23 protein-coding genes and 1 pseudogene are annotated in these 20,801 nt (G+C 57.3%); 21 read left to right on the top strand and 3 right to left on the bottom strand.

Annotated elements, in window-relative coordinates; all coding sequences use genetic code 11:
• Positions 1–5: 5 nt before the first annotated feature.
• Complete coding sequence (locus ACODSK_RS19265; protein ID WP_489018280.1) at positions 6–989, top strand: S49 family peptidase; 984 nt, start codon at positions 6–8, stop codon at positions 987–989.
• 53 nt (positions 990–1,042) lie between these two features.
• On the opposite strand, the gene ACODSK_RS19260 is transcribed toward ACODSK_RS19265, so the two are convergent.
• Entirely contained in the window at positions 1,043–1,621 is a 579-nt protein-coding gene (locus ACODSK_RS19260; protein ID WP_489018278.1) for a Maf family protein, read from the bottom strand.
• Between the two features lie 96 nt (positions 1,622–1,717).
• On the opposite strand from ACODSK_RS19260, the gene ACODSK_RS19255 reads away from it, so the two are divergent.
• The 18 genes and pseudogenes from ACODSK_RS19255 (at position 1,718) to ACODSK_RS19170 (ending at position 15,941) form a co-directional block, all read left to right on the top strand.
• Positions 1,718–2,245 carry a YceD family protein gene (locus tag ACODSK_RS19255; protein ID WP_489018276.1) on the top strand — a complete coding sequence of 176 codons (528 nt, stop codon included), beginning with the start codon at positions 1,718–1,720 and terminating at the stop codon, positions 2,243–2,245.
• A 13-nt stretch (positions 2,246–2,258) separates the two neighbouring features.
• Positions 2,259–2,441 (top strand): 50S ribosomal protein L32, encoded by a 183-nt coding sequence (gene rpmF / locus ACODSK_RS19250; protein WP_009406838.1) that lies wholly within the window; start codon positions 2,259–2,261, stop codon positions 2,439–2,441.
• Positions 2,442–2,444: 3 nt separating this feature from the next.
• A complete protein-coding gene (gene plsX, locus ACODSK_RS19245) occupies positions 2,445–3,455 on the top strand; it encodes a phosphate acyltransferase PlsX (RefSeq protein ID WP_489018274.1) in 1,011 nt (336 codons plus the stop codon).
• A gap of 127 nt (positions 3,456–3,582) precedes the next feature.
• Positions 3,583–4,521, top strand: a complete 939-nt coding sequence (gene fabD / locus ACODSK_RS19240; protein ID WP_489018273.1) for an ACP S-malonyltransferase — start codon at positions 3,583–3,585, stop codon at positions 4,519–4,521.
• A 14-nt stretch (positions 4,522–4,535) separates the two neighbouring features.
• A complete protein-coding gene (gene fabG, locus ACODSK_RS19235; RefSeq protein ID WP_489018271.1) occupies positions 4,536–5,276 on the top strand; it encodes a 3-oxoacyl-ACP reductase FabG in 741 nt (246 codons plus the stop codon).
• Between the two features lie 194 nt (positions 5,277–5,470).
• On the top strand, positions 5,471–5,707 hold the full coding sequence (acpP, locus tag ACODSK_RS19230) for an acyl carrier protein (RefSeq protein ID WP_213660158.1): 237 nt from the start codon (positions 5,471–5,473) through the stop codon (positions 5,705–5,707).
• A 106-nt stretch (positions 5,708–5,813) separates the two neighbouring features.
• Complete coding sequence (gene fabF, locus ACODSK_RS19225) at positions 5,814–7,058, top strand: beta-ketoacyl-ACP synthase II (protein WP_489018270.1); 1,245 nt, start codon at positions 5,814–5,816, stop codon at positions 7,056–7,058.
• Positions 7,058–7,873, top strand: a complete 816-nt coding sequence (pabC, locus tag ACODSK_RS19220; RefSeq protein WP_489018269.1) for an aminodeoxychorismate lyase — start codon at positions 7,058–7,060, stop codon at positions 7,871–7,873. The genes fabF and pabC overlap by 1 nt, the downstream gene beginning before the upstream one ends.
• A 2-nt stretch (positions 7,874–7,875) precedes the next feature.
• Positions 7,876–9,069, top strand: a complete 1,194-nt coding sequence (gene mltG, locus ACODSK_RS19215; protein ID WP_489018267.1) for an endolytic transglycosylase MltG — start codon at positions 7,876–7,878, stop codon at positions 9,067–9,069.
• Positions 9,070–9,088: 19 nt separating this feature from the next.
• A pseudogene (gene tmk / locus ACODSK_RS19210) lies at positions 9,089–9,394 on the top strand (dTMP kinase); the annotation flags it as partial.
• A 608-nt stretch (positions 9,395–10,002) separates the two neighbouring features.
• The gene (gene thcB4, locus ACODSK_RS19205; protein ID WP_489018266.1) at positions 10,003–11,193 is read left to right on the top strand and encodes a Thoeris type III anti-phage system protein ThcB4; all 1,191 of its coding nucleotides are present in this window, start codon (positions 10,003–10,005) and stop codon (positions 11,191–11,193) included.
• An 83-nt stretch (positions 11,194–11,276) separates the two neighbouring features.
• Positions 11,277–11,879 (top strand): Thoeris type III anti-phage system protein ThcA, encoded by a 603-nt coding sequence (gene thcA / locus ACODSK_RS19200; RefSeq protein WP_489018264.1) that lies wholly within the window; start codon positions 11,277–11,279, stop codon positions 11,877–11,879.
• A 22-nt stretch (positions 11,880–11,901) separates the two neighbouring features.
• Positions 11,902–12,681, top strand: coding sequence for a hypothetical protein (locus tag ACODSK_RS19195; protein ID WP_489018263.1), 780 nt, complete (start codon positions 11,902–11,904; stop codon positions 12,679–12,681).
• 13 nt (positions 12,682–12,694) lie between these two features.
• Positions 12,695–13,081 (top strand): hypothetical protein, encoded by a 387-nt coding sequence (locus ACODSK_RS19190; protein ID WP_489018261.1) that lies wholly within the window; start codon positions 12,695–12,697, stop codon positions 13,079–13,081.
• 120 nt (positions 13,082–13,201) lie between these two features.
• The gene (locus ACODSK_RS19185) at positions 13,202–13,714 is read left to right on the top strand and encodes a toll/interleukin-1 receptor domain-containing protein (RefSeq protein ID WP_489018260.1); all 513 of its coding nucleotides are present in this window, start codon (positions 13,202–13,204) and stop codon (positions 13,712–13,714) included.
• 37 nt (positions 13,715–13,751) lie between these two features.
• Positions 13,752–14,549 (top strand): hypothetical protein, encoded by a 798-nt coding sequence (locus tag ACODSK_RS19180; protein ID WP_489018258.1) that lies wholly within the window; start codon positions 13,752–13,754, stop codon positions 14,547–14,549.
• A 161-nt stretch (positions 14,550–14,710) separates the two neighbouring features.
• Positions 14,711–15,568: a hypothetical protein gene (locus ACODSK_RS19175; RefSeq protein WP_489018257.1), complete on the top strand. Its 858-nt coding sequence runs from the start codon at positions 14,711–14,713 to the stop codon at positions 15,566–15,568.
• 40 nt (positions 15,569–15,608) lie between these two features.
• Entirely contained in the window at positions 15,609–15,941 is a 333-nt protein-coding gene (locus ACODSK_RS19170) for a hypothetical protein (RefSeq protein ID WP_489018255.1), read from the top strand.
• Positions 15,942–16,487: 546 nt separating this feature from the next.
• On the opposite strand, the gene ACODSK_RS19165 is transcribed toward ACODSK_RS19170, so the two are convergent.
• Together ACODSK_RS19165 and ACODSK_RS19160 are read right to left on the bottom strand one after the other, a co-directional pair.
• Positions 16,488–17,702 (bottom strand): XRE family transcriptional regulator, encoded by a 1,215-nt coding sequence (locus ACODSK_RS19165; protein WP_489018253.1) that lies wholly within the window; start codon positions 17,700–17,702, stop codon positions 16,488–16,490.
• Positions 17,699–18,355, bottom strand: a complete 657-nt coding sequence (locus ACODSK_RS19160) for a hypothetical protein (RefSeq protein WP_489018251.1) — start codon at positions 18,353–18,355, stop codon at positions 17,699–17,701. The genes ACODSK_RS19165 and ACODSK_RS19160 overlap by 4 nt, the downstream gene beginning before the upstream one ends.
• A gap of 593 nt (positions 18,356–18,948) precedes the next feature.
• Here ACODSK_RS19160 and ACODSK_RS19155 point away from each other — a divergent pair.
• Together ACODSK_RS19155 and ACODSK_RS19150 are read left to right on the top strand one after the other, a co-directional pair.
• Positions 18,949–19,842, top strand: coding sequence for an OST-HTH/LOTUS domain-containing protein (locus tag ACODSK_RS19155; protein ID WP_489018249.1), 894 nt, complete (start codon positions 18,949–18,951; stop codon positions 19,840–19,842).
• A gap of 15 nt (positions 19,843–19,857) precedes the next feature.
• Positions 19,858–20,721, top strand: coding sequence for a hypothetical protein (locus ACODSK_RS19150; protein WP_489018247.1), 864 nt, complete (start codon positions 19,858–19,860; stop codon positions 20,719–20,721).
• Positions 20,722–20,801: the final 80 nt, after the last annotated feature.

Below are 20,801 nucleotides of genomic sequence, written 5' to 3'. Positions count from 1 at the left end.
AGATCATGGTCGACGAGTGGAAAGCGCCTCGCGAAGAAGATGGCGAGGAGCGCAAGAGCTGGCAGTTGCTGGAAAAGACCCTTCTGGCCAGTGTTCAGGAGCAGCGTAGGGCGCGGCGCTGGGGAATTTTCTTCAAGCTGCTGACCTTCCTGTATCTGTTCGGCATCCTGTTCCTGTTCTCGCCCCTGGCGAAAATGGAGAAGAATGCCGTGGGTGGTAACGGGCATACCGCGTTGATCGAAGTGCGTGGAGTGATTGCCGACAAGGAAGAGGCCAGTGCCGACAACATCATCGGCAGCCTGCGTGCGGCGTTCAAGGATCCCAAGACCAAGGCAGTGGTGCTGCGCATCAACAGCCCGGGTGGCAGTCCGGTGCAGGCAGGTTATGTGTATGACGAAATCCGTCGCCTGCGTGGCGAGTATCCGGATATCAAGCTGTACGCGGTGATCACCGATCTCGGTGCGTCCGGTGCCTATTACATCGCCAGCGCGGCGGACAAGATCTATGCCGACAAGGCCAGTCTGGTCGGCTCGATCGGCGTGACAGCGGCGGGCTATGGCTTCGTCGGTGCCATGGAGAAGCTTGGCGTCGAGCGGCGTACCTATACCTCGGGCGAGCACAAGGCCTTCCTTGATCCGTTCCAGCCGCAAAAGCCTGAGGAAACCGCGTTCTGGCAGGGTGTGCTGGATACCACTCACAAGCAGTTCATCGCCAGCGTCAAGCAGGGGCGGGGCGAGCGCTTGAAGGACAAGGAGCATCCCGAGCTGTTCAGTGGCCTGATCTGGTCCGGCGAGCAGGCTGTGGATCTCGGGCTGGTGGATGCCCTGGGCAGTGCTGGCTATGTTGCGCGGGAAGTGGTGGGCGAGAAGGATCTGGTGGATTTCACCATCGAGGAGTCGCCATTCGATCGCTTCTCCAAGCGTCTGGGTGCGAGTGTCGCCGAGCACCTGGCGATGTGGATGGGCTTCCAGGGGCCTAGCCTGCGCTGATCCCGTGCTTGTGATGCAGAAAGCCGACCCGGTGGGGTCGGCTTTTTTATTGCTCAGGGAACGCTGATGCCTTCCTTTATTAGCATGTCTACCAGGCGGATCAGTGGCAGGCCGATCAGGCTGGTGGCGTCGCAGCCGTGGGTTCCTTGGAACAGGCTGACGCCGAGGCCTTCGCATTTGAAGCTGCCGGCGCAGTCGTAGGGTTGCTCGATGCGCAGGTAGCGTTCGATGCGCGCCAGGTCGAGCTCGCGCATGTGCACGCTGAAGGGGACGCAGTCCACCTGGCATTCGCCGCTGGCGCTGTTGAACAGGGCCAATCCGGTGAGGAAGGTGACGTGATTGCCGCTGGCGGCCAGCAGTTGTTCGCAGGCCTTGTCGAAGGTGTGCGGCTTGCCGAGGATCTGCTCGCCGAGCACGGCAACCTGATCCGAGCCGATGATCAGGTGGGCGGGGTGGCGCTCGGCCAGGGCCAGGGCTTTTTCCCTGGCCAGGCGCTTGACCAGATCGACTGCGGGCTCGTCATCGAGGCGCCGTTCGTCGATATCTGGCGCGGACCAATCGAATGGCAAGTGCAGGCGCGCCAGCAATTCGCGCCGGTAGGGTGAGCTGGAAGCCAGTATCAGCGGTAGCATGAAGTACTCCAGTGCAGGTTCGCCGATTCTAACATGTTGGGCCGGGACGGAATTTCCTTTGACAGGGGCGGGGGGCATCCCTAGAATGCTGCGCCTATGTTGAATGACCCGATTCCACCTCACGTTGACCCGCGCAAATTGGCCGATCGTGGCGTTTCCATCGAAGGAAGCGTACCGCTCGCCGATTTGGAGAGACTCTGCGACCCGCTTTCCGACAATGTCGGTACGGTGCAGGCCAAATTCGATTTTGAGCGAGACGAGCAGGGTACGGTGGTTTTCCACACCGACCTGAACGTTGCGGTCAAGATGGTTTGCCAGCGTTGTCTTGAGCTGGTCACCCTGCCGATCCACAGCGAATGTACTTACGCCGTGGTGAAGGAGGGTGCGAATACCCAGTCGTTGCCGAAAGGTTATGACGTGCTGGAACTGGGCGAGGATCCTTTGGATCTGCGGGCATTGGTCGAGGAAGAGCTGTTGCTCGCCTTGCCCATCGTGCCTGCTCATCATCCGGAAGAATGCCAGCAGCCGGCGGGCGCCGATGAGCCCGAACCGAGCGAGGACGAGGTAAAGCGGTCCAACCCGTTCAGTGTATTGGCGCAGTTAAAGCGTGACCCAAACGTTTAGGAGTTAATCAATTATGGCTGTTCAGCAGAACAAAAAATCCCGCTCTGCCCGTGACATGCGCCGTTCGCACGATGCCCTCGAAGCCAACGCCCTGTCCGTAGAGAAAACCACCGGTGAAGTTCACCTGCGTCACCACGTTTCGCCAGAAGGCGTATACCGTGGCCGTAAAGTGATCGACAAGGGCGCTGACGAGTAATCCTTGTCCGCTCAGATCATTGCGATCGACGCAATGGGCGGGGACTTCGGTCCCCGCAGCATTGTCCAGGCAAGCCTTGCTTGTCTCTCGGCTACTCCCTCGCTTCACCTGACCCTCGTCGGTCAACCCTCCCTTCTTGAAGACCTGATCGCTGGCCAGTCGGCAGCGGATCGCGCGCGCCTGCAAATCGTTGCGGCGAGTGAAGTGATCGGCATGGACGAGCGGCCATCCCAGGCGTTGCGTGGCAAGCCCGACTCGTCGATGCGCGTCGCTCTCGAATTATTGCGTGATGGCAAGGTCCAGGCCTGCGTCAGCGCCGGGAATACCGGTGCCTTGATGGCGTTGTCCCGCTATGTCCTGAAGACCTTGCCCGGCATCGATCGCCCGGCGATGGTGGCGGCGATCCCGACTCGTACCGGTTACTGCCAGTTGCTTGATCTGGGTGCCAATGTCGACTGCAGTGCCGAGCACCTGTATCAGTTCGCCGTGATGGGTTCGGTGGCGGCGCAGGCCCTGGGGATTTCCCGGCCGAGGGTGGCGCTGCTGAACGTCGGTACCGAGGAGATCAAGGGCAACCAGCAGGTCAAGCTGGCGGCGAGTCTGCTACAGCAGGCCCGTGGTCTCAACTACATCGGTTTCATCGAGGGCGACGGCCTGTACCGCGGCGAGGCCGACGTGGTGGTGTGCGATGGCTTCGTCGGCAATATCCTGCTCAAGTCCAGCGAAGGCCTGGCCACCATGATCGGTGCACGGATCGAGGCGCTGTTCCGCAGCAGCATGGCCTCGCGCCTGGTCGGAGCGATGGCGATGCCGCTACTCAAGCGCCTGCAGGCCGATCTGGCCCCGGCGCGACATAATGGCGCAAGCTTCCTCGGGCTTCAGGGCATTGTCATCAAAAGCCATGGTTCTGCCGGTGTGCAGGGCTTCCAGAGCGCTATCCAGCGGGCCCTGATCGAGATCCAGGAAAACCTGCCCGAGCGCCTGCATGGCCGACTTGAGGATCTGTTGCTTTAGGCATATTCGCCAGGAAGTGGTTAAATGTGACCGCTTGGTTCTCGTTACCATCCAACTTTCGGTTTTCTTGTGTCCAGCTTCGGCTGGACACTCATTTTCGACGACAAGATCACTAGGGGCTTGTTCAATGTCTGCATCCCTCGCATTCGTCTTTCCCGGTCAAGGTTCGCAGTCCCTCGGCATGCTCGCCGAGCTTGGCGCCCAGCATCCGCTGGTCATCGATACCTTCCGCGAGGCCTCCGAGGCTCTGGGCTACGATCTCTGGGCGCTGGTCCAGAACGGTCCGGAAGAGCAACTCAACCAAACCGACAAAACCCAGCCGGCCATCCTGACCGCCTCGATCGCCCTGTGGCGCCTGTGGCTGGCCGAGGGTGGCGCGCGTCCGGCATTCGTCGCCGGTCATAGCCTGGGTGAATACAGTGCACTGGTCGCTGCCGGCAGCCTGAGCCTGGCCGATGCGGTCAAGCTGGTCGAGCGCCGCGGCCAACTGATGCAGGAAGCCGTGCCTGCCGGGCAGGGCGCCATGGCTGCCATCCTGGGTCTGGATGACGCCGATGTCGTGGCCATCTGTGCCGAGGCGGCCCAGGGTGAAGTGGTCAGCGCGGTCAACTTCAACTCGCCCGGCCAGGTGGTCATTGCCGGTGCCAAGGCTGCGGTCGATCGTGCCATCGAAGGCTGCAAGGCCCGTGGCGCCAAGCGCGCCTTGCCACTGCCGGTCAGCGTGCCATCGCACTGCGAGCTGATGCGTCCGGCTGCCGAGCGTTTCGCCGAGTCGGTCAATGCCGTCGAGTGGAGCGCCCCGCAAACCCCGCTGGTGCAGAATGTCAGCGCGGCAGTTCCGGCTGACCTGGAAATCCTCAAGCGCGATCTGCTGGAGCAGTTGTACAAGCCGGTTCGCTGGGTCGAGTGCGTCCAGACCCTGGCTGCCCAGGGTGCGCTGCAACTGGTCGAGTGCGGCCCGGGTAAAGTGCTGGCCGGTCTCAACAAGCGTTGCGCCGACGGCGTGACCACCTACAACCTCAATACCCCGGATGCCTTCGCCGCCGCCCGCGCGGCGCTGGCCTGATTAGGAGAGCTTGCATGAGTCTGCAAGGTAAAGTTGCACTGGTCACTGGCGCGAGCCGTGGCATCGGTCAGGCCATTGCCCTGGAGCTGGGTCGCCTGGGCGCTACCGTGATCGGTACCGCCACCTCCGCTTCCGGTGCCGAGCGCATCGCTGCGACCCTCAAGGAGCATGGCATCACCGGTACCGGTCTGGAACTGAACGTCACCAGCGAGGAGTCGGTCACTGCGGTCCTGGCCAGCATTCAGGAGCAGTTCGGTGCGCCGGCGATCCTGGTCAACAACGCCGGCATCACCCGTGACAACCTGATGATGCGGATGAAGGATGACGAGTGGTTCGACGTCATCGATACCAACCTGAACAGTCTCTACCGTCTGTCCAAGGGCGTCCTGCGTGGCATGACCAAGGCGCGCTGGGGTCGTATCATCAGCATCGGTTCGGTGGTGGGGGCCATGGGTAACGCCGGTCAGGCCAACTACGCGGCCGCCAAGGCCGGTCTGGAAGGCTTCAGCCGTGCACTGGCGCGTGAAGTCGGTTCCCGCTCCATTACCGTGAACTCGGTCACTCCGGGCTTTATCGACACCGATATGACCCGCGAGCTGCCGGAAGCGCAGCGCGAAGCGCTGCAGACGCAAATTCCGCTGGGCCGTCTGGGTCAGGCCGATGAGATCGCCAAGGTGGTCGCATTCCTGGCTTCCGACGGTGCGGCTTACGTGACCGGTGCAACCATTCCGGTCAACGGCGGGATGTACATGTAGTCAAATGTGACGGATTGTTTTAAAAAAATGTCATACGAGCTGACTAAAATCCGTTATAAAGCTGCAATCAAATTCCAGGGGAGTCGGCAGGTGTGAGGCGTGAGGTGCGTTGAGCTTGAAAAGCAGGCGCCTTTCTATAAACTTACACACCGGCCAGCTGCCTGACATATGTCCATTAGGAGTGAAAACAAGGTATGAGCACCATCGAAGAACGCGTCAAGAAAATCGTTGCCGAGCAACTGGGCGTCAAGGAAGAAGAAGTGAAGAACGAGTCTTCCTTCGTTGACGATCTGGGTGCCGATTCCCTTGACACCGTTGAGCTGGTGATGGCTCTGGAAGAGGAATTCGAAACCGAGATTCCTGACGAAGAAGCCGAGAAGATCACTACTGTTCAAGCTGCTATCGACTACGTCAACAGCCACCAAGGCTAAGACTGTTGTAGTCGTTACTTCTTGTCAGGGAAAAACCGCACTGCCTTTGCCGGCGTGCGGTTTTTTCTTTGCAAGAGATGTAGACATATAGAAAAAGGAGAGCGCTGTGTCGCGTAGACGCGTCGTGGTCACCGGTATGGGTATGCTGTCGCCACTGGGTACCGATGTGCCGAGCAGTTGGCAGGGCATTCTGGCTGGCCGCAGTGGCATCGGTCTGATCGAGCATACGGACCTTTCTGCCTACTCCACCCGTTTTGGCGGCTCGGTGAAGGGCTTTGATGTCGAGCAGTACCTGTCGCTCAAGGAAGCTCGCAAGCTCGACCTGTTCATCCAGTACGGCCTGGCGGCCGGTTTCCAGGCGGTGCGCAATGCCGGTCTGGAGGTCACCGATGCCAACCGTGAGCGCATTGGCGTGGCCATGGGCTCGGGCATTGGCGGCCTGACCAATATCGAAGACACCAGTCGTACCCTGCACGAGCAAGGTCCGCGGCGCATTTCGCCGTTCTTCGTACCTGGCTCGATCATCAACATGATTTCCGGTTTCCTGTCCATCCACCTGGGTGTGCAGGGGCCAAACTATGCCATTGCCACTGCGTGTACCACGGGTACCCACTGCATTGGCATGGCTGCCCGCAACATCGCCTTCGGCGAGGCTGACGTGATGATTGCCGGCGGTGCCGAAATGGCCGCCTGTGGCCTGGGCATGGGCGGCTTCGGCGCCTCGCGCGCGCTGTCCACCCGCAATGACGATCCCACCCGTGCCAGCCGTCCGTGGGACAAGGGCCGTGACGGTTTTGTCCTGTCCGATGGTTCCGGTGCGCTGGTTCTGGAAGAGCTGGAGCACGCCAAGGCCCGCGGCGCGACCATTCATGCCGAGCTGGTCGGCTTTGGCATGAGTGGCGATGCCTATCACATGACCTCGCCACCGGAAGACGGTGCCGGCGCTGCACGCTGCATGGCCAACGCCCTGCGTGATGCGCAGATCGATCCGTCCCAGGTCAACTACATCAACGCCCACGGTACCTCGACCCCGGCAGGCGACCTGGCGGAAGTCGCGGCGGTCAAGTCGGTATTCGGCGAGCATGCGTACAACCTGGCGGTCAGCTCCACCAAGTCCATGACTGGCCACCTGCTGGGTGCGGCGGGCGCGGTGGAGGCAATCTTCAGTGTCCTGGCGATCAACAGCCAGGTGGCGCCGCCGACCATCAACCTCGACGAGCCGGATGTCGGTTGCGATCTCAACTTCGTGCCTCACGAAGCGCGCAATATGGCCATCGACGTCGTACTGTCCAACTCGTTCGGTTTTGGCGGTACCAACGGTTCGCTGGTGTTCCGTCGGTTCGCCGGTTGATGCAGGCCTGGGTCGATGGGCAGAGCGCCGATACCCTGGCGCTGCAAAGCCGCGGCCTGGCCTATGGTGATGGTCTGTTCGAGACCATCGCCGTCAAGGCGGGGATACCCTCGCTGTTTGACTATCACCTCGATCGCCTGGCGTCCGGTTGCCGGCGTCTCGCGATCGAGGCCGATTTCCAGCTGATTCGCGATGAGTCCTGCCGCTACGCCGCCCTGCTCGGCGATGGCGTGCTCAAGCTGATCCTCACCCGTGGCGACAGCCAGCGTGGCTATGCCGCCGCAGCCGACGCCATGCCACGACGCATCCTCCAGGGCAATCCCGCGCCGCGTTATCCCGCTGAAAACGCCGAGCAGGGTGTGGTGCTGTTCCCCTGTCGTACCCGTTTGGCCGAGCAACCGCTGCTGGCTGGCCTGAAGCATCTCAATCGTCTCGAACAGGTCCTGGCGCGCGCCGAGTGGCAGGGGACCGAGTACGCCGAAGGTTTGATGCTGGATATGTCAGGCAGGGTCATCGAAGGGGTGTACAGCAATCTGTTCCTCGTCCGTGATGGCCAGTTGCTCACCGCCGATCTGGCTCGCTGTGGCGTGGCCGGGGTCATGCGCGCCGCACTGCTGGATGCGGCGGTCGGCGAGGGTATCCCGGTTCAGGTGCGTGATCTGTCCATGGTCGACCTCGAGCAGGCTGATGAATTGTTTCTCTGCAACAGTGTCTATGGTGTCTGGCCGGTGCGCTCATTTGCCTCGCTGAACTGGTCGCCGGGGCCTCTCACCCGTAAACTGCAGGCCATTGCCCGTACGCTACTGGATGCCTGATTTTGAGACGTAAATTGTTGCTGCTGCTGGAGATCGCGCTGATCCTGGGCGGCCTGGTACTTGGGTATTCCGCCTGGAAAGTCTCCTCGTCGGTGGAGCAGTCGCTGCATCTGAGCGGCGAAGAACTGCTGGACGTTCCCACCGGTACCAACCCCAACCGCATGTTCTATCGCATGGAAGGCGAGGGCCTGATCAAGGATGCCTTCTGGCTGCGTCTCTACTGGCGTTTCAACATGGCCGGCACCGCGCTGCATACCGGCGAATACCGCATGACTCCCGGTATGACCGTGCGCGATCTGTTCGACGCCTGGCGCCGTGGCGATGTGGTGCAGTACAACCTGACCCTGGTCGAAGGCTGGACCTTCCGCCAGGTGCGTGCGGCGCTCGCCAAGCATGAAAAGATCAAGCACACCCTGGAAGGCATGAGCGATGCCGAGGTCATGGATGAGCTGGGTCACCCGACCGTCTTCCCCGAAGGTCGTTTCTTCCCCGATACCTACAAGTTCGTGCGCGGCATGAGCGACGTCGAGTTGCTGCAGCAGGCCTATGCCCGGCTGGAGGAAGTGCTGGCGAAGGAGTGGGCCGATCGTCCTGCCAACCTGCCGTATCGTGACCCCTACCAGGCGTTGATCATGGCGTCCCTGGTGGAGAAGGAAACCGGGGTTCCCCAGGAGCGCGGGCAGATTGCCGGGGTCTTTGTCCGCCGCATGCAGACCGGCATGCTCCTGCAAACCGACCCGACAGTGATCTACGGCATGGGTGAGCGCTACAACGGCAAGATCACCCGCGCCGACCTGCGCGAGCCTACGCCCTATAACACCTATGTGATCAGTGGCCTGCCGCCGACGCCGATTGCCATGGTCGGTCGCGAGGCGATTCATGCCGCCCTCAATCCCGTGCCGGGCAGCAGCCTGTATTTTGTGGCTCGCGGCGATGGCAGCCACGTCTTCTCCGATGACCTGGATGCGCACAACTCGGCGGTGCGCGAGTATCAGTTGAAGCGTCGAGCCGATTACCGCTCCAGCCCTGCACCGTCCAATGGCAATGGCAATGGCAATGGCAATGGCAATGGCCCAGCCGCATCCGAGGTGCCGCCACAACAGGACGCCCCCGTGGTGCCACCGGCCATCGGCCCGAGCGAAGCCCCTGCCGAGTCCGTCGAGGCGCCGGCTCAGGGCGATTCCACCCAGCAATGATTATTTTCGAGGACGCCGAGTGAGCGGTTTGTTTATTACCCTGGAAGGCCCGGAAGGCGCCGGCAAGAGCACCAACCGCGACTACCTGGCTGAGCACTTGCGCAGCCACGGTCTGGATGTACTGCTGACCCGCGAGCCCGGCGGCACGCCCCTGGCCGAGCGCATTCGTGAACTCCTGCTGGCTCCCAGCGATGAAAAGATGGATGCCGATACCGAGTTGCTGCTGGTGTTCGCCGCCCGCGCCCAGCACTTGGCCGAGGTGATTCGTCCGGCCCTGGCTCGTGGCGCCGTGGTGCTGTGCGACCGTTTTACCAGAGCTCTGTTTTTCCTCGGCTTCCAACGTAAACAGCCAAGACTTTCTTCCGGATTCAGCCTGAGCTTCTGATCATTTGATGAAATCCCCATACTACGGGGCTTTCTGAGGGTGTGATCATGTGCTTTGGATTTCAGTATAGCACCTGCCCCGATCAAAATGTAAACCCCCAATCCTCGTCCCTCCCTCGATTCAAAAACGTAAACCCCTTTCCCTCGGAAATTTCGTTTTCCCCGCTAATCTTCGCCTGAGAATGGGCTGAGCGCCTCTCAAACCCCATGAATACTGGGCTGTAAGGGTTTACGTTTTTTATCCCAGCTTCCAGCCTAAGCTCGCTTTCAGGACACCCACTCCCCGCGCAACCCCTTACCAACCTCCAACCTTGAACGTCATCCGCAAGGCGCCGTTGACCCAATCCCACCCGAGCGCCCAAGACCAAGCTCAAGTTCGGTTCAGCGACTTCAAATGCCAGTGCCAGCTCCAAATCCGAGAACCCAGGCACACCTACCCACGCACGAGACCCGGAGAACGACATTTCCGGCAGAAGATTCCGAGCACAAGTCCTGCCGTTTTGGGTAGCATATGGCCATCAAAAAGACCTGTAGCTACGGACGCAGTTCATGGACGATCAAGCGGTGAATCCAGCGGTAGACCAAGCTCCTCTCTATTGCCTGGCACTCCTGGGAAACCTCCCTGAGGAGTTTGCAGCAGCACTCAGAGAGCAAATCTCTGTCCGCCTGGCAGACCTGGGCCTGAGGCTTGGCAAGGACGTGAGCTTGTTCGAAGGACGGCTCAGCGATTTCCGCCCGTCTATCGACCGTTGCTGTGCCGCGCTCTGTTTCGAGATTGGCGCAGACCAGGAAGCCTCGGTAGAGCAGCTCATCAAGCGCCGCATCCCCCTGATCCCCGTAGCGACCTGCAAGACTCGGCTGCCCCAGGAGTTTCCGGGCAAGCTTGGCGGCCTTAACGGCCTCGACATGAAGGCGGGCCCTGCAAGCCTCGCAGTGGCTCTGCTGGAGGCGGCTTCGCTTGTTCCGAAGCAGCGCCGAGTCTTCCTCAGCTACCGCCGCGTCGAGTCCACAAATGCCGCCCTGCAACTGTACGCGGCCTTGTCTGCCCGTCAGTACGACGTCTTCCTCGATACCCACGACATCCTCCCGGGCGAGCACTTCCAAGAGGTGCTCTGGCAGCGCCTGTGCGATTCGGACGTGATCGTCTATTTGGATACGGAGAACTACTTCGATAGCCGTTGGACAGTCCAGGAGTTCGCGAGGGCCACGTTGCGCGGTCTGTGTGTGCTGCGGGTAGGTTGGCCAGGTGTGGAGTCCAAGGCGAAGCAAACCGCCTGCGGTGAGATCCAGCTAACCCCGGAATCCTTGAATGCTCTGGAGCAGCTCCAGGAAACCGAGCTGAAAAGCGTCATTGATATGGTCGAGATACTGCGTACCAAGAGCGTCGCGCAGCGTTACTCGCGGCTTGTGGGTAAGCTGCGCAATTCGATTGCGGAATGCGGCGGAATCATCGAGGGATATTCTGTGCGTCGGAGCCTAATCGTATCAATTAACGACAAGCGGATCGTCGTATACCCCGAGATGGCGGTGCCAACGAGCTATTCGTTGCATGAGGCGACCCTTGATTTGCACCATCCGCCCGTGGCGGTCGTTTACAACCAAGTGGGCATTAAAGAGCGCAAATGGCGTGCTCACATGGACTGGCTTCAGGACTGTGTGACCCAGCAGGTTCGTTTGATATCGACGGATGATGCGGGCTGGGAGTTTATTGATTGGCCTGAATCACGTGCGGTGTCTTGACTAGCTGTTCTCCGGCTGTTGAGCCAGGGTGTTCTCCACAGCTCACGATGATTCATTGTCTATCACTACTTTCGGTACAAAAAATGAGCAGCATTTTCCTATCCGCCAGCGTTCCCAACATCGAGAGTCCATTTTATAAAAAGTGCGATCCGGTGTTGATCCAGGCCGCGCTGCGCTCATTCCTGTTTACCGTATTGGGCCGTAAACATTTGGTTTTTGGTGGGCATCCATCTATCTCGCCCTTGATCCTGGCAGCGTGTGAGGACTTGGGCATTGAGAACCAAAATGCCGTAACAATCTTCCAGAGCGAGCATTTCTCAGCGAGCTTTCCTGAAGACAGCCTGCAGTTTGCTAATTTCATAACAACTCCGGTTGGGGAAAGCTTGCAAGGCAGCCTTGATATCATGAGGAACCAGATGTTCAGCACCTATCACTATGATGGTGCAGTCTTCATTGGAGGCAAGGAGGGTATCGTGGCGGAATACGAACTCTTCAAGCAGCTGTGCCCAGAGGCAGCCGTTCTCGCTTTGAAGAGTCCAGGGGGAGCGGCGGCGGGGATTCAGGGTTTGATTGCAAATGAAGACGACGAATTGCTTGATTATGTAGGTTTGTTTTCGTCGGGGCTTGGCATTCATCACAAGCTTGATCGAAATCCTACCGCCCCTAAATTTCGTGGATCTGAGTGATCCGAAAAATGGAATTTTAAACATGCATTATGGTTTCAATCTGAGTTTGGATCGAACCCACTTACCGGTTTCCAAGGCAGTGGTTGATGCGCACAAAAATAATGTAAAAAAGAAGGTTGTAAATCTTAAGTCATACCTTATGGCGGATGGCAATAGCATCGATGCTGAGTTAATTGCGGAGCACCTCTTTCCGGAGGTGAACTGTGATGTTTTTATCTCTCATTCATTCAATGATCAGGACTTGGCTATTCAGCTGGCTCATGAGTTGCAAAAGAAAGGCGTTCAAGCTTTCGTGGACTCTGTTGTTTGGGGGTCATCTTATGACCTGCTAAGAGTGATCAATGATAAGTACTCTAAGGCATCCTCAGGGTCGGGCTATGATTACGAGTGCGCTAATCGATCCGCTGCTCATGTTCATATGGTGCTGGCCGGCGCACTGCAGAGAATGATCATGCAGTCGTCTACCCTTATCTTTTTAAATACAGATAGATCTATTTCTACAAGGAAATCTGTTCAAGGGCAGAATATGACCCATTCGCCTTGGATTCATATGGAGCTGATGTTTAGTCATATGCTGTGGAAGTTGAGTCGTGGTGACGGCATGTATGATTCGGCGATGGAGTCTATAGCTTCGTCAGTCCCAGTTTTCCACTCGGCGCCTGTCGAGCATTTGCAGTCTGTCTCGTCTTCAAGATTTGTGAATTGGTTGAAGTCTCGTCCAAACTCTCTGGATGCTACAGATTTTAACTCGGCAGTTGGCCGGTTCCATGCTAACCCAAATCGAGCTTATTATATTGGATAGAAAGTTAAAGCACTTGGAGTTCGTCCAAGGTGTTGTGAATCGGTTGTCCACGAACTCCTTCCTGCTTAAAGGTTGGTCGGTGTTGCTGATCTCTGGTCTGTTTGCGCTGGCAGCTGCTTCAGACAGTAAGGGCTTCGCCCAGTATGCTCTCGTGCCAGCGATCGCGTTGTGGGGGTTAGATGGTTATTTCCTGGCCTTAGAACGCAACTACCGACGTCTCTACGACAAGATCAGGATACTGGAACCGGATAACGTCGACTTTGCCATGGCGCTGGACGTCAAAAATGGAAATATGGACTTTTTCAAGGCTGTCTTCTCCAAGACGCTGATCATTTTCCATGGCTCTGTGTTTGCTTCGATCATAGCTGCGATGCGCATCCTAGGAGCACCGGCAGCTTAACAATCGGGATGGCTAAGCAATAAGACAGCCTAGCCATCCGGATAGCTTAGCAATGCCACAATTTTAAAAAGCGAGTAGATACCGCTGGCCCGTTTCGGCAACATTACAGGATAGATAGCAATGCCCCTTGATCTTGGTACTTTACGATCTGCAGGTTCGCGCAGTCGTTACTATACAACTGCCTCGAACTCTCAGAATGCCCGTGCGCTTGGCTACAGGACAGCGTTCCTTTGCCACAGCCATAAGGATCGCATAGCAGTTGAAGGGTTGCTTAAATTCTTCAAAGATCAAGGCCTTCATCTCTACGTTGATTGGATGGACAGTGAGATGCCAGAGCGCACCAACGGCAACACTGCCAGGATGATCAAAAGCAGGATTCTGGAGGCTGACCTGTTTCTGTTTCTGGCTACACCAAATGCGTTGGCCTCACGCTGGTGCCCATGGGAGATTGGTTACGCTGATGGTATAAAAAGTTATGACAGCATATTCGTGATCCCTACCAAGGAACACGGGATAACGTATGGGAATGAGTACGTCGATATCTACCGGCACATCGATGAATCTCAACAGGGTAGCCTGGCTGCCTGGTATCCGGGAAGGACAAGCGGTGGTGTCGTCGCGCGGTCACTCTAAAGCCGTGGCATAACACTAACTAAGATAGGGACTATCCATGACGCCTAACATCTCCGAGTTTTCCTATGGCTATGCAGTGACCAACGAGGTAGTGAAGCTACTGGGAACCACGATCGCCGCTGCTCCGCAATTCCCGACGCTATACGCTGAAGGTCAGGCAGGGGGAGGGTATGATGTTAAGATTGTCGGTGGTATTCCGATTTTCTTGCAGTTTAAGCTGAGCCACTACATGGCGCGGACGAACTGTAAGGAACATGATTTGATGAGTGGGCCGTACTATCGCTGGCATCTGCATTCTCTCCAGCGGTCAGATCAACATAATTTGCTCCTTGAGCTTGAAAGCAAAGGGAAATTTGTTGCTTATGCGGCCCCTCTTTTTCATGAGTGTGCTGAGCTAAATGCCCACTATCTCAGTGACGCGATCCTCGATAATTCCATGGCATTTAGTCCTTCGGATATCGGAGAGCTTCCAGATGAAGAAAGTCATTATGTCGTATTTAACCGACGTGGCTTGGCTTATCGCTGCTCAGACGATCCAGTCCCAGTAAAATTCGGGAAGTTGAGCCGCTTCCTCACTAGCAAGATCAATATGCCTGCACCGGAGCCATTGGATAACGAGGGCGTGGTCAGGCTGGGTGAAGAAATTGTTGAGGCGGTGGAGGGCGCGAAGTTACGTCGGCTCAAGACCCTGTCAAGGCTGAAGGAGATCGATACCCAGGAGCTCAGCAGGGTGATCCGGGCACGCCCTTCGCTCGAAACCCTGTCGTTGATTTCTCGGACAGTCCTAGATTCTGAACTGTTGATTGCCAATCCCCAGTGGGGAAAATCCCGCTAAGCAGTGAATTAAATGATGCTCATGCTTGAGGGGATCCGCTTAGCAGCTCACGGCGGGGCTCATCGAAACGCTTGATATAGAGCGTTTCGTACCTTGATGCATCCATTTTTAGATCGCCAGAACGGCCTATTGCCGTTTGGCCATTGAATAGGAGTAAGCCATTGTCATCGTCAAACGAAGTTCCGCCGCTGTCTGCGCTTGATGAAACGGATGTATTGCTCGCTTCTTTGTACCCAGATCCAGCCAGAGTTCCGCCCTATGTATCTGCTGTGGAAGCCTACTCATCCTCTGGCAAACCGCTGGGTCACGTCGAAGTAGCGCTTGTCCCGATGACTGCTGATCACGCTTCTTGGTGGCATGGCCACGTTCAACCCATCATCAAGGAGAATTATCGTACTGCGTCTCAAGCCGGAAGCCAGCATATCCGCGCTGATCGGAATTGGAACTGGAATAGGAGTTTCCGGTTGCTGGACGTGCACAATTTTGGACATTTCAGTACCAGGAGTGCGCATCCGGCGTATGGCCTGACGATGATTACGCGTAACGAGCTGGGTGAGCAGGTAGTGATCGGCATGATGACTGTGGTGCCGCGTTACCTATGCAAGTCTGACAGATTCGGTTCCAAGACCTACGCCTGGTATATCTCTACGGCTCCAAGTGAGTTTTACAGGGAATATTTCTCCAGCATAAAGCTAGCTGGAGTTGGCAAAGCGCTTTTTGATGCAGCCATTATCGCCTCGTATAGGGCTGGGCTGAATGGGGCGGTGCTCCTGCATGCAGCACCTGAGGGTGGGGAGGAGTTGAAGGCTCTTTACGAGGGTATGGGCTTCAGGGGGATCGGAAAGAAAATCCTGCCCATTACTTTTTATCGTTGGGTAGACCGGAAAGGGTACATGCTCCTTCAGCCTTCAGCAGCGGCGAGCATCATCAAGCGTAATGACCCGTATCGACGGAAGGGCTACGTTGCTGACGAGATGTGTGCTGATGGATTCGATTCTGACCTCTTTACGACGGTCTGATCGCACATGCTAGGCTGAAAGCAACACTGGAGAAGAATTAATGAATATCGCTGACGAAACCATGCTCTCCCTCGCCAAGGCTGCGATGAGCGTGTTTGGGCGGGACTTTGACATTGGGAGTGACTCGGGGCGGGAGGAGCTGCGTGAGTTTGCGCGTGAGCTCGCAGCCTCTCCGGATGATCCTAAAACTCAACGCATTTTGAGGTCTATGGAGGCTGTACAGCCGCCTTATAGGTCTCGGCTGCATGTTACGAAAGGCGTACCTCCAACGATCATCCAGCTTGATATTCCCGAAGCGGATCGGGTGCTACAGAAAGGCAGGGGCTATTTCCGGGCACCCAATCGCGATTCTGATTTCACACCTGGGTTGTAGTGGTATCCACCCTCGGGGGCTTGTGTCGTAATGATCACGGCATTACTGGCAACAAATAGCAGTGTAACGCGCGCGAGGGCATGCTCTGTTCATCCTGGAATCAGTGGATGAGGCCTTTGCCGTGCCCTTGCAGTCAGGCTGTCGTGAACCAAGCTTGGCCCTTCGGGCGTCCATCCTTCACGGCTGCGCGCTCCGCTTGCTGATAGTTACTGCTCATCAGTGGCGGGGTGGTGTGGGGAGGTGGTGGATTTGGCACCGTGAGGCGCTGTCTTTGGCACCCCAGTAAACATGCGGGCTACTTTGCATGCCAAATAGCCCGCAAAAATGTGATCGCCACTCGACTTTTCATGTGAATCCTTAAGACCTGCCGGAAGCGGCGGTCTTCGACTCAACATGGCCAGCTTCTCAACCAATCAACCTGGCATCTCAGGACGCTGGTCGTCTGGCCTGGAAATCAATGGTGCCATACGCTGTGGGTAGTGTTGCCAGGTGATCAGCGCCTGAGGTTGTTTGATTAGTGGAGGCCATGACAGGCCTCCGTGAAAATCATTTGCCGCGATTGAACGGAACCACTATCCCCGGCTCCAGTGCTTTATGCGGAACGGTCAGGGGAGTCATGGAGCTGCTGTTGCTCTTGAGCTTGGCCAAGTGAACAACTTCAGCATTACCGCTCAGGTAGCGGTTGGGCAGGCCCGTCAGCATCTCGATATCCGTTGCGGCAAGGCCGATGTAAGCAGCGACCCCGTTCACAGGCAGGACGCCGGAAGAGGCCAGCAACTCAATGGTGCGTTTGAGAAGGCGAGGTTGCTCGGGTGCACGTCCTTCATCGCCCGGTTCTGCTTTGACGCCCCAGCGAGCTGAGCGACGCTTAAACAGCAGGCCCTTTGCGTCATCATCGATCACCTTCAATGCCCAAAGGCGCATGACCATTGCAGCCACAGAAACGCCCCAACGCTGCTTGAGCAGCAAAAGACTGTCCAGGGTGACTGGACTTCTGACTTCTGCAGCGAACGTTTCTGCTGGGAGCAAGAAGGCCCCTGCGAAACGGTGGGCCTGGTCTTCCATCATTTTGTGGCGAACGGGGTCAGTCGACCGCTCAATGCCTTTGTGTAGGATCAGGTGGCCGAGTTCGTGAGCAAGGTCGAAGCGGCTGCGGAACCCATTTTGCTTGTCAGCGGAAAGCAGCACGAGCGGACGATTCAACACCTGACTCCAGGCAGACAGTCCCTCAATGGTCGCTACGCCTGTTTCTTCGCGCACCAAAATCACACCAGCGCCTTCAACCGCCATGGCTAGGTCAGGTATCGCGCGTCGACCGAGCCCCCAGAGTTCGCGGCATTCGTCAGCGGCGTCCTCGATATCGGAGCTGGTGATCTGTTCTGGATCCGTGAACGAGCGTTTCGGCAGGTTTACCTCGGGGAAATCGACAAACTCACCCAGGGCTAATGCGATGTCTTGAGCCCATTCGAGACGTGCTTCGAGCATCGTACGGGCGCTGGCATGCGCCGAGGCATTGCTTCGGAACAGAGGGAGAGAGCACTTTTCGGGTATTGGCCGGGTGAACCACTCTGGGGCCACATTGATGACTTGAGAGAGGTTGGCCAATGCTTCTGCTTCAGGGGATTGCTGGCCGCTTTTCCACTTACTGATTGTGGCAGGGGATACCCCCACCATGCTTGCCAGTGCGACTTGAGAAAGGCCGCGAGCCGCGAGCGCCTGTACTAGCCGCCCCGGCTCAAACCCTGTAATTCCGCGACTCATGATTCTGTATCTTGTCCTGTTTCGAGTAGGCCCGTTTCGAGCACACCTGTTTTGAGCTTCGGCATCGCCAAGTCGACTTGCTGAGGTGCTTCGTCGTAGCGAGCGAGGAACTTACTCAAGGGCTCTCGGAAAAGCCAACCTTTCATTTCAGCATCCGGTACCGCGATGTGGATCTCCACCGGGCGTTCTGGCTGATTGGTGAGTGATCCGGTGAAGCACGCAACGAAAAAGAACGTACCGGAGGTGATAGGTTCCGGAGCAAACAGCGATGGTTGAACCAGCTGAGTCATGGCCTGGTTCGCCTCCGCCAGCTGGCGACGGGTGGCGCCTCGCTTGACGTTGTTCCACAGGGTGGAGGACATATTGACCCGACCGAACTTGAAGATGCCGGCATGGCCCAGTACGACCCCATTGCCTTTGAGGGGGGTATGGACAGCGTCGGCGGCACGCAGCATCTCCTCGAAAGACTCGTTCATCCGGAAAGCCCGCATCTGCCCAAGCGCATTCTTCCGATGATTTTTGTCCATGTCCTTTGTGTCCAAATAGGCACGGAGCGCACCTGCTTCAAAGGCATCCTCCGCACCCATCACAATGTTTCGAGGGACGTGGCGGATCAACAATTCGGGAATGGAAGGCTGACGGGTTTTGCTCATGTAGAGGATTCTCGGATTTCGGATGGCGGGATTATACCTTGAAAAAATTTCGTGTGAATAGGGAGGCTGCGCCATCTATGACTTTCTGACGCCGCAAAGTCAGGTGAGCGAGTGAAGCAATGGCTTGAAGTGTTGGGCCACGGGTCACTCCCAAGCTGGAGACTCGACTGAGGTCAGGGTTATCTGCTTTTGGAGGGGAGGGCGGCTTCGAGACCTACTTGGCTCTGACTCTGAGATCTGCAAAGGTCTTAGGTATCGCAAGCTTTCAGTCAACACTCGGCTTGCGGTTTCGATGCTAGGTGCAGATGTAGTACACGTTGCGACGTTGACTCACAACATGTGGTGGGCTTAACATTGTCGTACGGCTTCCTGATCATCATGATTTTCAGGAAGGGCTACTACGAGATCGATAGCTCCATTTTTGGAACGACGGAATCGCTTCTCAAGGGCTGTAGCAACGCCCAAGCGCTGATTGGTATGGAGTTCTACCCTTCAGACGACGTTGCCAACAGTTTGGAACCCAGAGCATATGATAGACACCAAGATACCCGCCACACTCTGTGGCGGGTTATCGTTTTCAGCCTGGGATTTTTATGGACGAATTGCAACTCATCACTCGAATCATCATCGAGCTGATCTCGAATTCTTCTGGCGAGCTCGGTGCTCGTCTCAAGCAACACCTCAATGCCTCGCTCATATCTCAAGGCCACCCGGCTCTTGATGAGAAGAAGTACGGCTGCCGTAAATTCGCTGATTTCCTGAAGGGCCCGCTTGGCGACTACGTAAAGCTCGAATGGCCTGAAGGCTCTGGCGACGTACGCGTTACGCTAAAGCGCGAGATGGCACCAGTTCGGCAGAAGCCTGCCAGTCGGGAAAGCCGCACGAAGGTTGACCGCCCCACTGCCTTGCGCAGTGATGTCTGGCAAGCCTTTACGAACCCGGACATCAACCGCAAGCGGTTCTACAACCTGATTACCAATCGGGTCATTCACTTCGTGGAAGGCGTCGACCACGACTATCATCGGCTCGTGGACAACAAACCCGCAGACTTCGTTGAAATTGTGCAGATTCCGGTCGATGCACATCGAGCGTGGATGCGCGAGTTTCTGGAGCTAGCAGCAGTTACTCCGGGTGAACTGGTGCCCCTGCAGGCACTGGTGGAGTCGACGTATAGCAGCGACGTGAACGCGGCCTTCACCAAGGCTCTCGGTGACCGGGAACTGCAATGGCGCCAGATGCGCACGCTCAAAATCAGCGAAAAGATTCAAGCGTGGGCCGTTGAACACAACATCAATCCTGACAACCTGAGCATTCAGTCGGCAGCCACCAATGTGCCTGCTCCTGAGCGCCCAGCGACCCCTTCAGGCAACATCCTCAGTCCTCGTCAACAGGCCATTCGCCTACTGGAGCTGATGAGCGACGAAGACATCCTGAAATCAGCCATTCCCGTACTGCTTAACAGCGTGCTGAGCAAATCCAAGTTCTGACGCATGTGAGCAGTCATGAGACAGGTCTTCCTAATCGGCGTGCCGAAGCAGTTGCGAAGAAGGGTCGAAAGCGCCCTGGAAGGTCGTGGTGTCTCACCAAGCACGATCATCACTGACCTGGATCGAACGGGTCGGCTCCAGTTAATGCCGAAGCCTGAGGTAGCTGTCACGTTGCTGAGGCAGTATTACGAACCCCTGGACGGTGGATTCGAGAACGCTGAAGTCTACGTTCTGCCATACGCGCCCGTGCCTGGTGATGTGGAGGCTGAGCTAGAAACAATGTATGAGATGGGCGCGCAGGTGTACGACCTCGAAATGGAAGTCGACGGTTGGCCATACCTCCACATTCCTCGGCCCAAGGTAACCGAGCAGTTCCTGGATGCAGTGTTTGACGCGCTCATGCACGCGGTCGTAGACGAAGTTGCTCCAGACCCACCGCTCTCGCAGCACATCGCCAGGGCGGTAGCATCCAGCCCGCGACTTGTCCTGATTGGTGACGCGATTGAGCTTTGCGATGGATTGCCCGACTACCGCCAAGGGTTTGTCACTTCGGCGATGGAGGCTTTCGTCGAGCTGGTGGCGGGCAACGGATGCGGCGTCGGGCTTGACGAGTTTTTCAGAACCCGAAACCTCCACTTCGCCAAAACCGGCGGGATCCAGACTAAGCTCAAAATTAGCGTGAACGGCAGGGTCATCCGGGATGAGGTGCATAATCTTCACCTGAAAAGTGGTGACCGGACATCGCCGCAGGGGGCGGCCAGGATCTATTTTCAGATGCTCAATCATGAGCAATTACTTTGGGTCTTCCTTCTCTATGTCGGCCCGCACCCCGACACGAACATCACTCGCACCATTGACCTGGTGATAGAGCCCGCTTGAGAGCGCCGACCTGACTGGCTGCTCAAATCGCCTCTCTTGGGCAGCCATGCCGGATGCGGGCTGCTTGGTCGCAATGTGCG

Source organism: Pseudomonas sp. FG98, assembly GCF_057808595.1.
The sequence above is the reverse complement of the archived record's forward strand: the minus strand, read 5'-3'. Positions and strand labels throughout refer to the sequence as shown.

What these genes read in the sequence shown, in the direction of transcription:
- pabC (WP_489018269.1), top strand. Translation starts at nt 7,058, where the DNA reads ATGCAGGCCTGGGTCGATGGGCAGAGCGCCGATACCCTGGCGCTGCAA.
- rpmF (WP_009406838.1), top strand. Translation starts at nt 2,259, where the DNA reads ATGGCTGTTCAGCAGAACAAAAAATCCCGCTCTGCCCGTGACATGCGC.
- ACODSK_RS19155 (WP_489018249.1), top strand. Translation starts at nt 18,949, where the DNA reads ATGGACGAATTGCAACTCATCACTCGAATCATCATCGAGCTGATCTCG.
- acpP (WP_213660158.1), top strand. Translation starts at nt 5,471, where the DNA reads ATGAGCACCATCGAAGAACGCGTCAAGAAAATCGTTGCCGAGCAACTG.
- ACODSK_RS19255 (WP_489018276.1), top strand. Translation starts at nt 1,718, where the DNA reads ATGTTGAATGACCCGATTCCACCTCACGTTGACCCGCGCAAATTGGCC.
- thcB4 (WP_489018266.1), top strand. Translation starts at nt 10,003, where the DNA reads ATGGACGATCAAGCGGTGAATCCAGCGGTAGACCAAGCTCCTCTCTAT.
- ACODSK_RS19180 (WP_489018258.1), top strand. Translation starts at nt 13,752, where the DNA reads ATGACGCCTAACATCTCCGAGTTTTCCTATGGCTATGCAGTGACCAAC.
- fabD (WP_489018273.1), top strand. Translation starts at nt 3,583, where the DNA reads ATGTCTGCATCCCTCGCATTCGTCTTTCCCGGTCAAGGTTCGCAGTCC.
- ACODSK_RS19195 (WP_489018263.1), top strand. Translation starts at nt 11,902, where the DNA reads ATGCATTATGGTTTCAATCTGAGTTTGGATCGAACCCACTTACCGGTT.
- ACODSK_RS19185 (WP_489018260.1), top strand. Translation starts at nt 13,202, where the DNA reads ATGCCCCTTGATCTTGGTACTTTACGATCTGCAGGTTCGCGCAGTCGT.
- fabG (WP_489018271.1), top strand. Translation starts at nt 4,536, where the DNA reads ATGAGTCTGCAAGGTAAAGTTGCACTGGTCACTGGCGCGAGCCGTGGC.
- ACODSK_RS19160 (WP_489018251.1), bottom strand. Translation starts at nt 18,355, where the DNA reads ATGAGCAAAACCCGTCAGCCTTCCATTCCCGAATTGTTGATCCGCCAC.
- ACODSK_RS19150 (WP_489018247.1), top strand. Translation starts at nt 19,858, where the DNA reads ATGAGACAGGTCTTCCTAATCGGCGTGCCGAAGCAGTTGCGAAGAAGG.
- ACODSK_RS19265 (WP_489018280.1), top strand. Translation starts at nt 6, where the DNA reads ATGGTCGACGAGTGGAAAGCGCCTCGCGAAGAAGATGGCGAGGAGCGC.
- ACODSK_RS19170 (WP_489018255.1), top strand. Translation starts at nt 15,609, where the DNA reads ATGAATATCGCTGACGAAACCATGCTCTCCCTCGCCAAGGCTGCGATG.
- ACODSK_RS19165 (WP_489018253.1), bottom strand. Translation starts at nt 17,702, where the DNA reads ATGAGTCGCGGAATTACAGGGTTTGAGCCGGGGCGGCTAGTACAGGCG.
- thcA (WP_489018264.1), top strand. Translation starts at nt 11,277, where the DNA reads ATGAGCAGCATTTTCCTATCCGCCAGCGTTCCCAACATCGAGAGTCCA.
- ACODSK_RS19260 (WP_489018278.1), bottom strand. Translation starts at nt 1,621, where the DNA reads ATGCTACCGCTGATACTGGCTTCCAGCTCACCCTACCGGCGCGAATTG.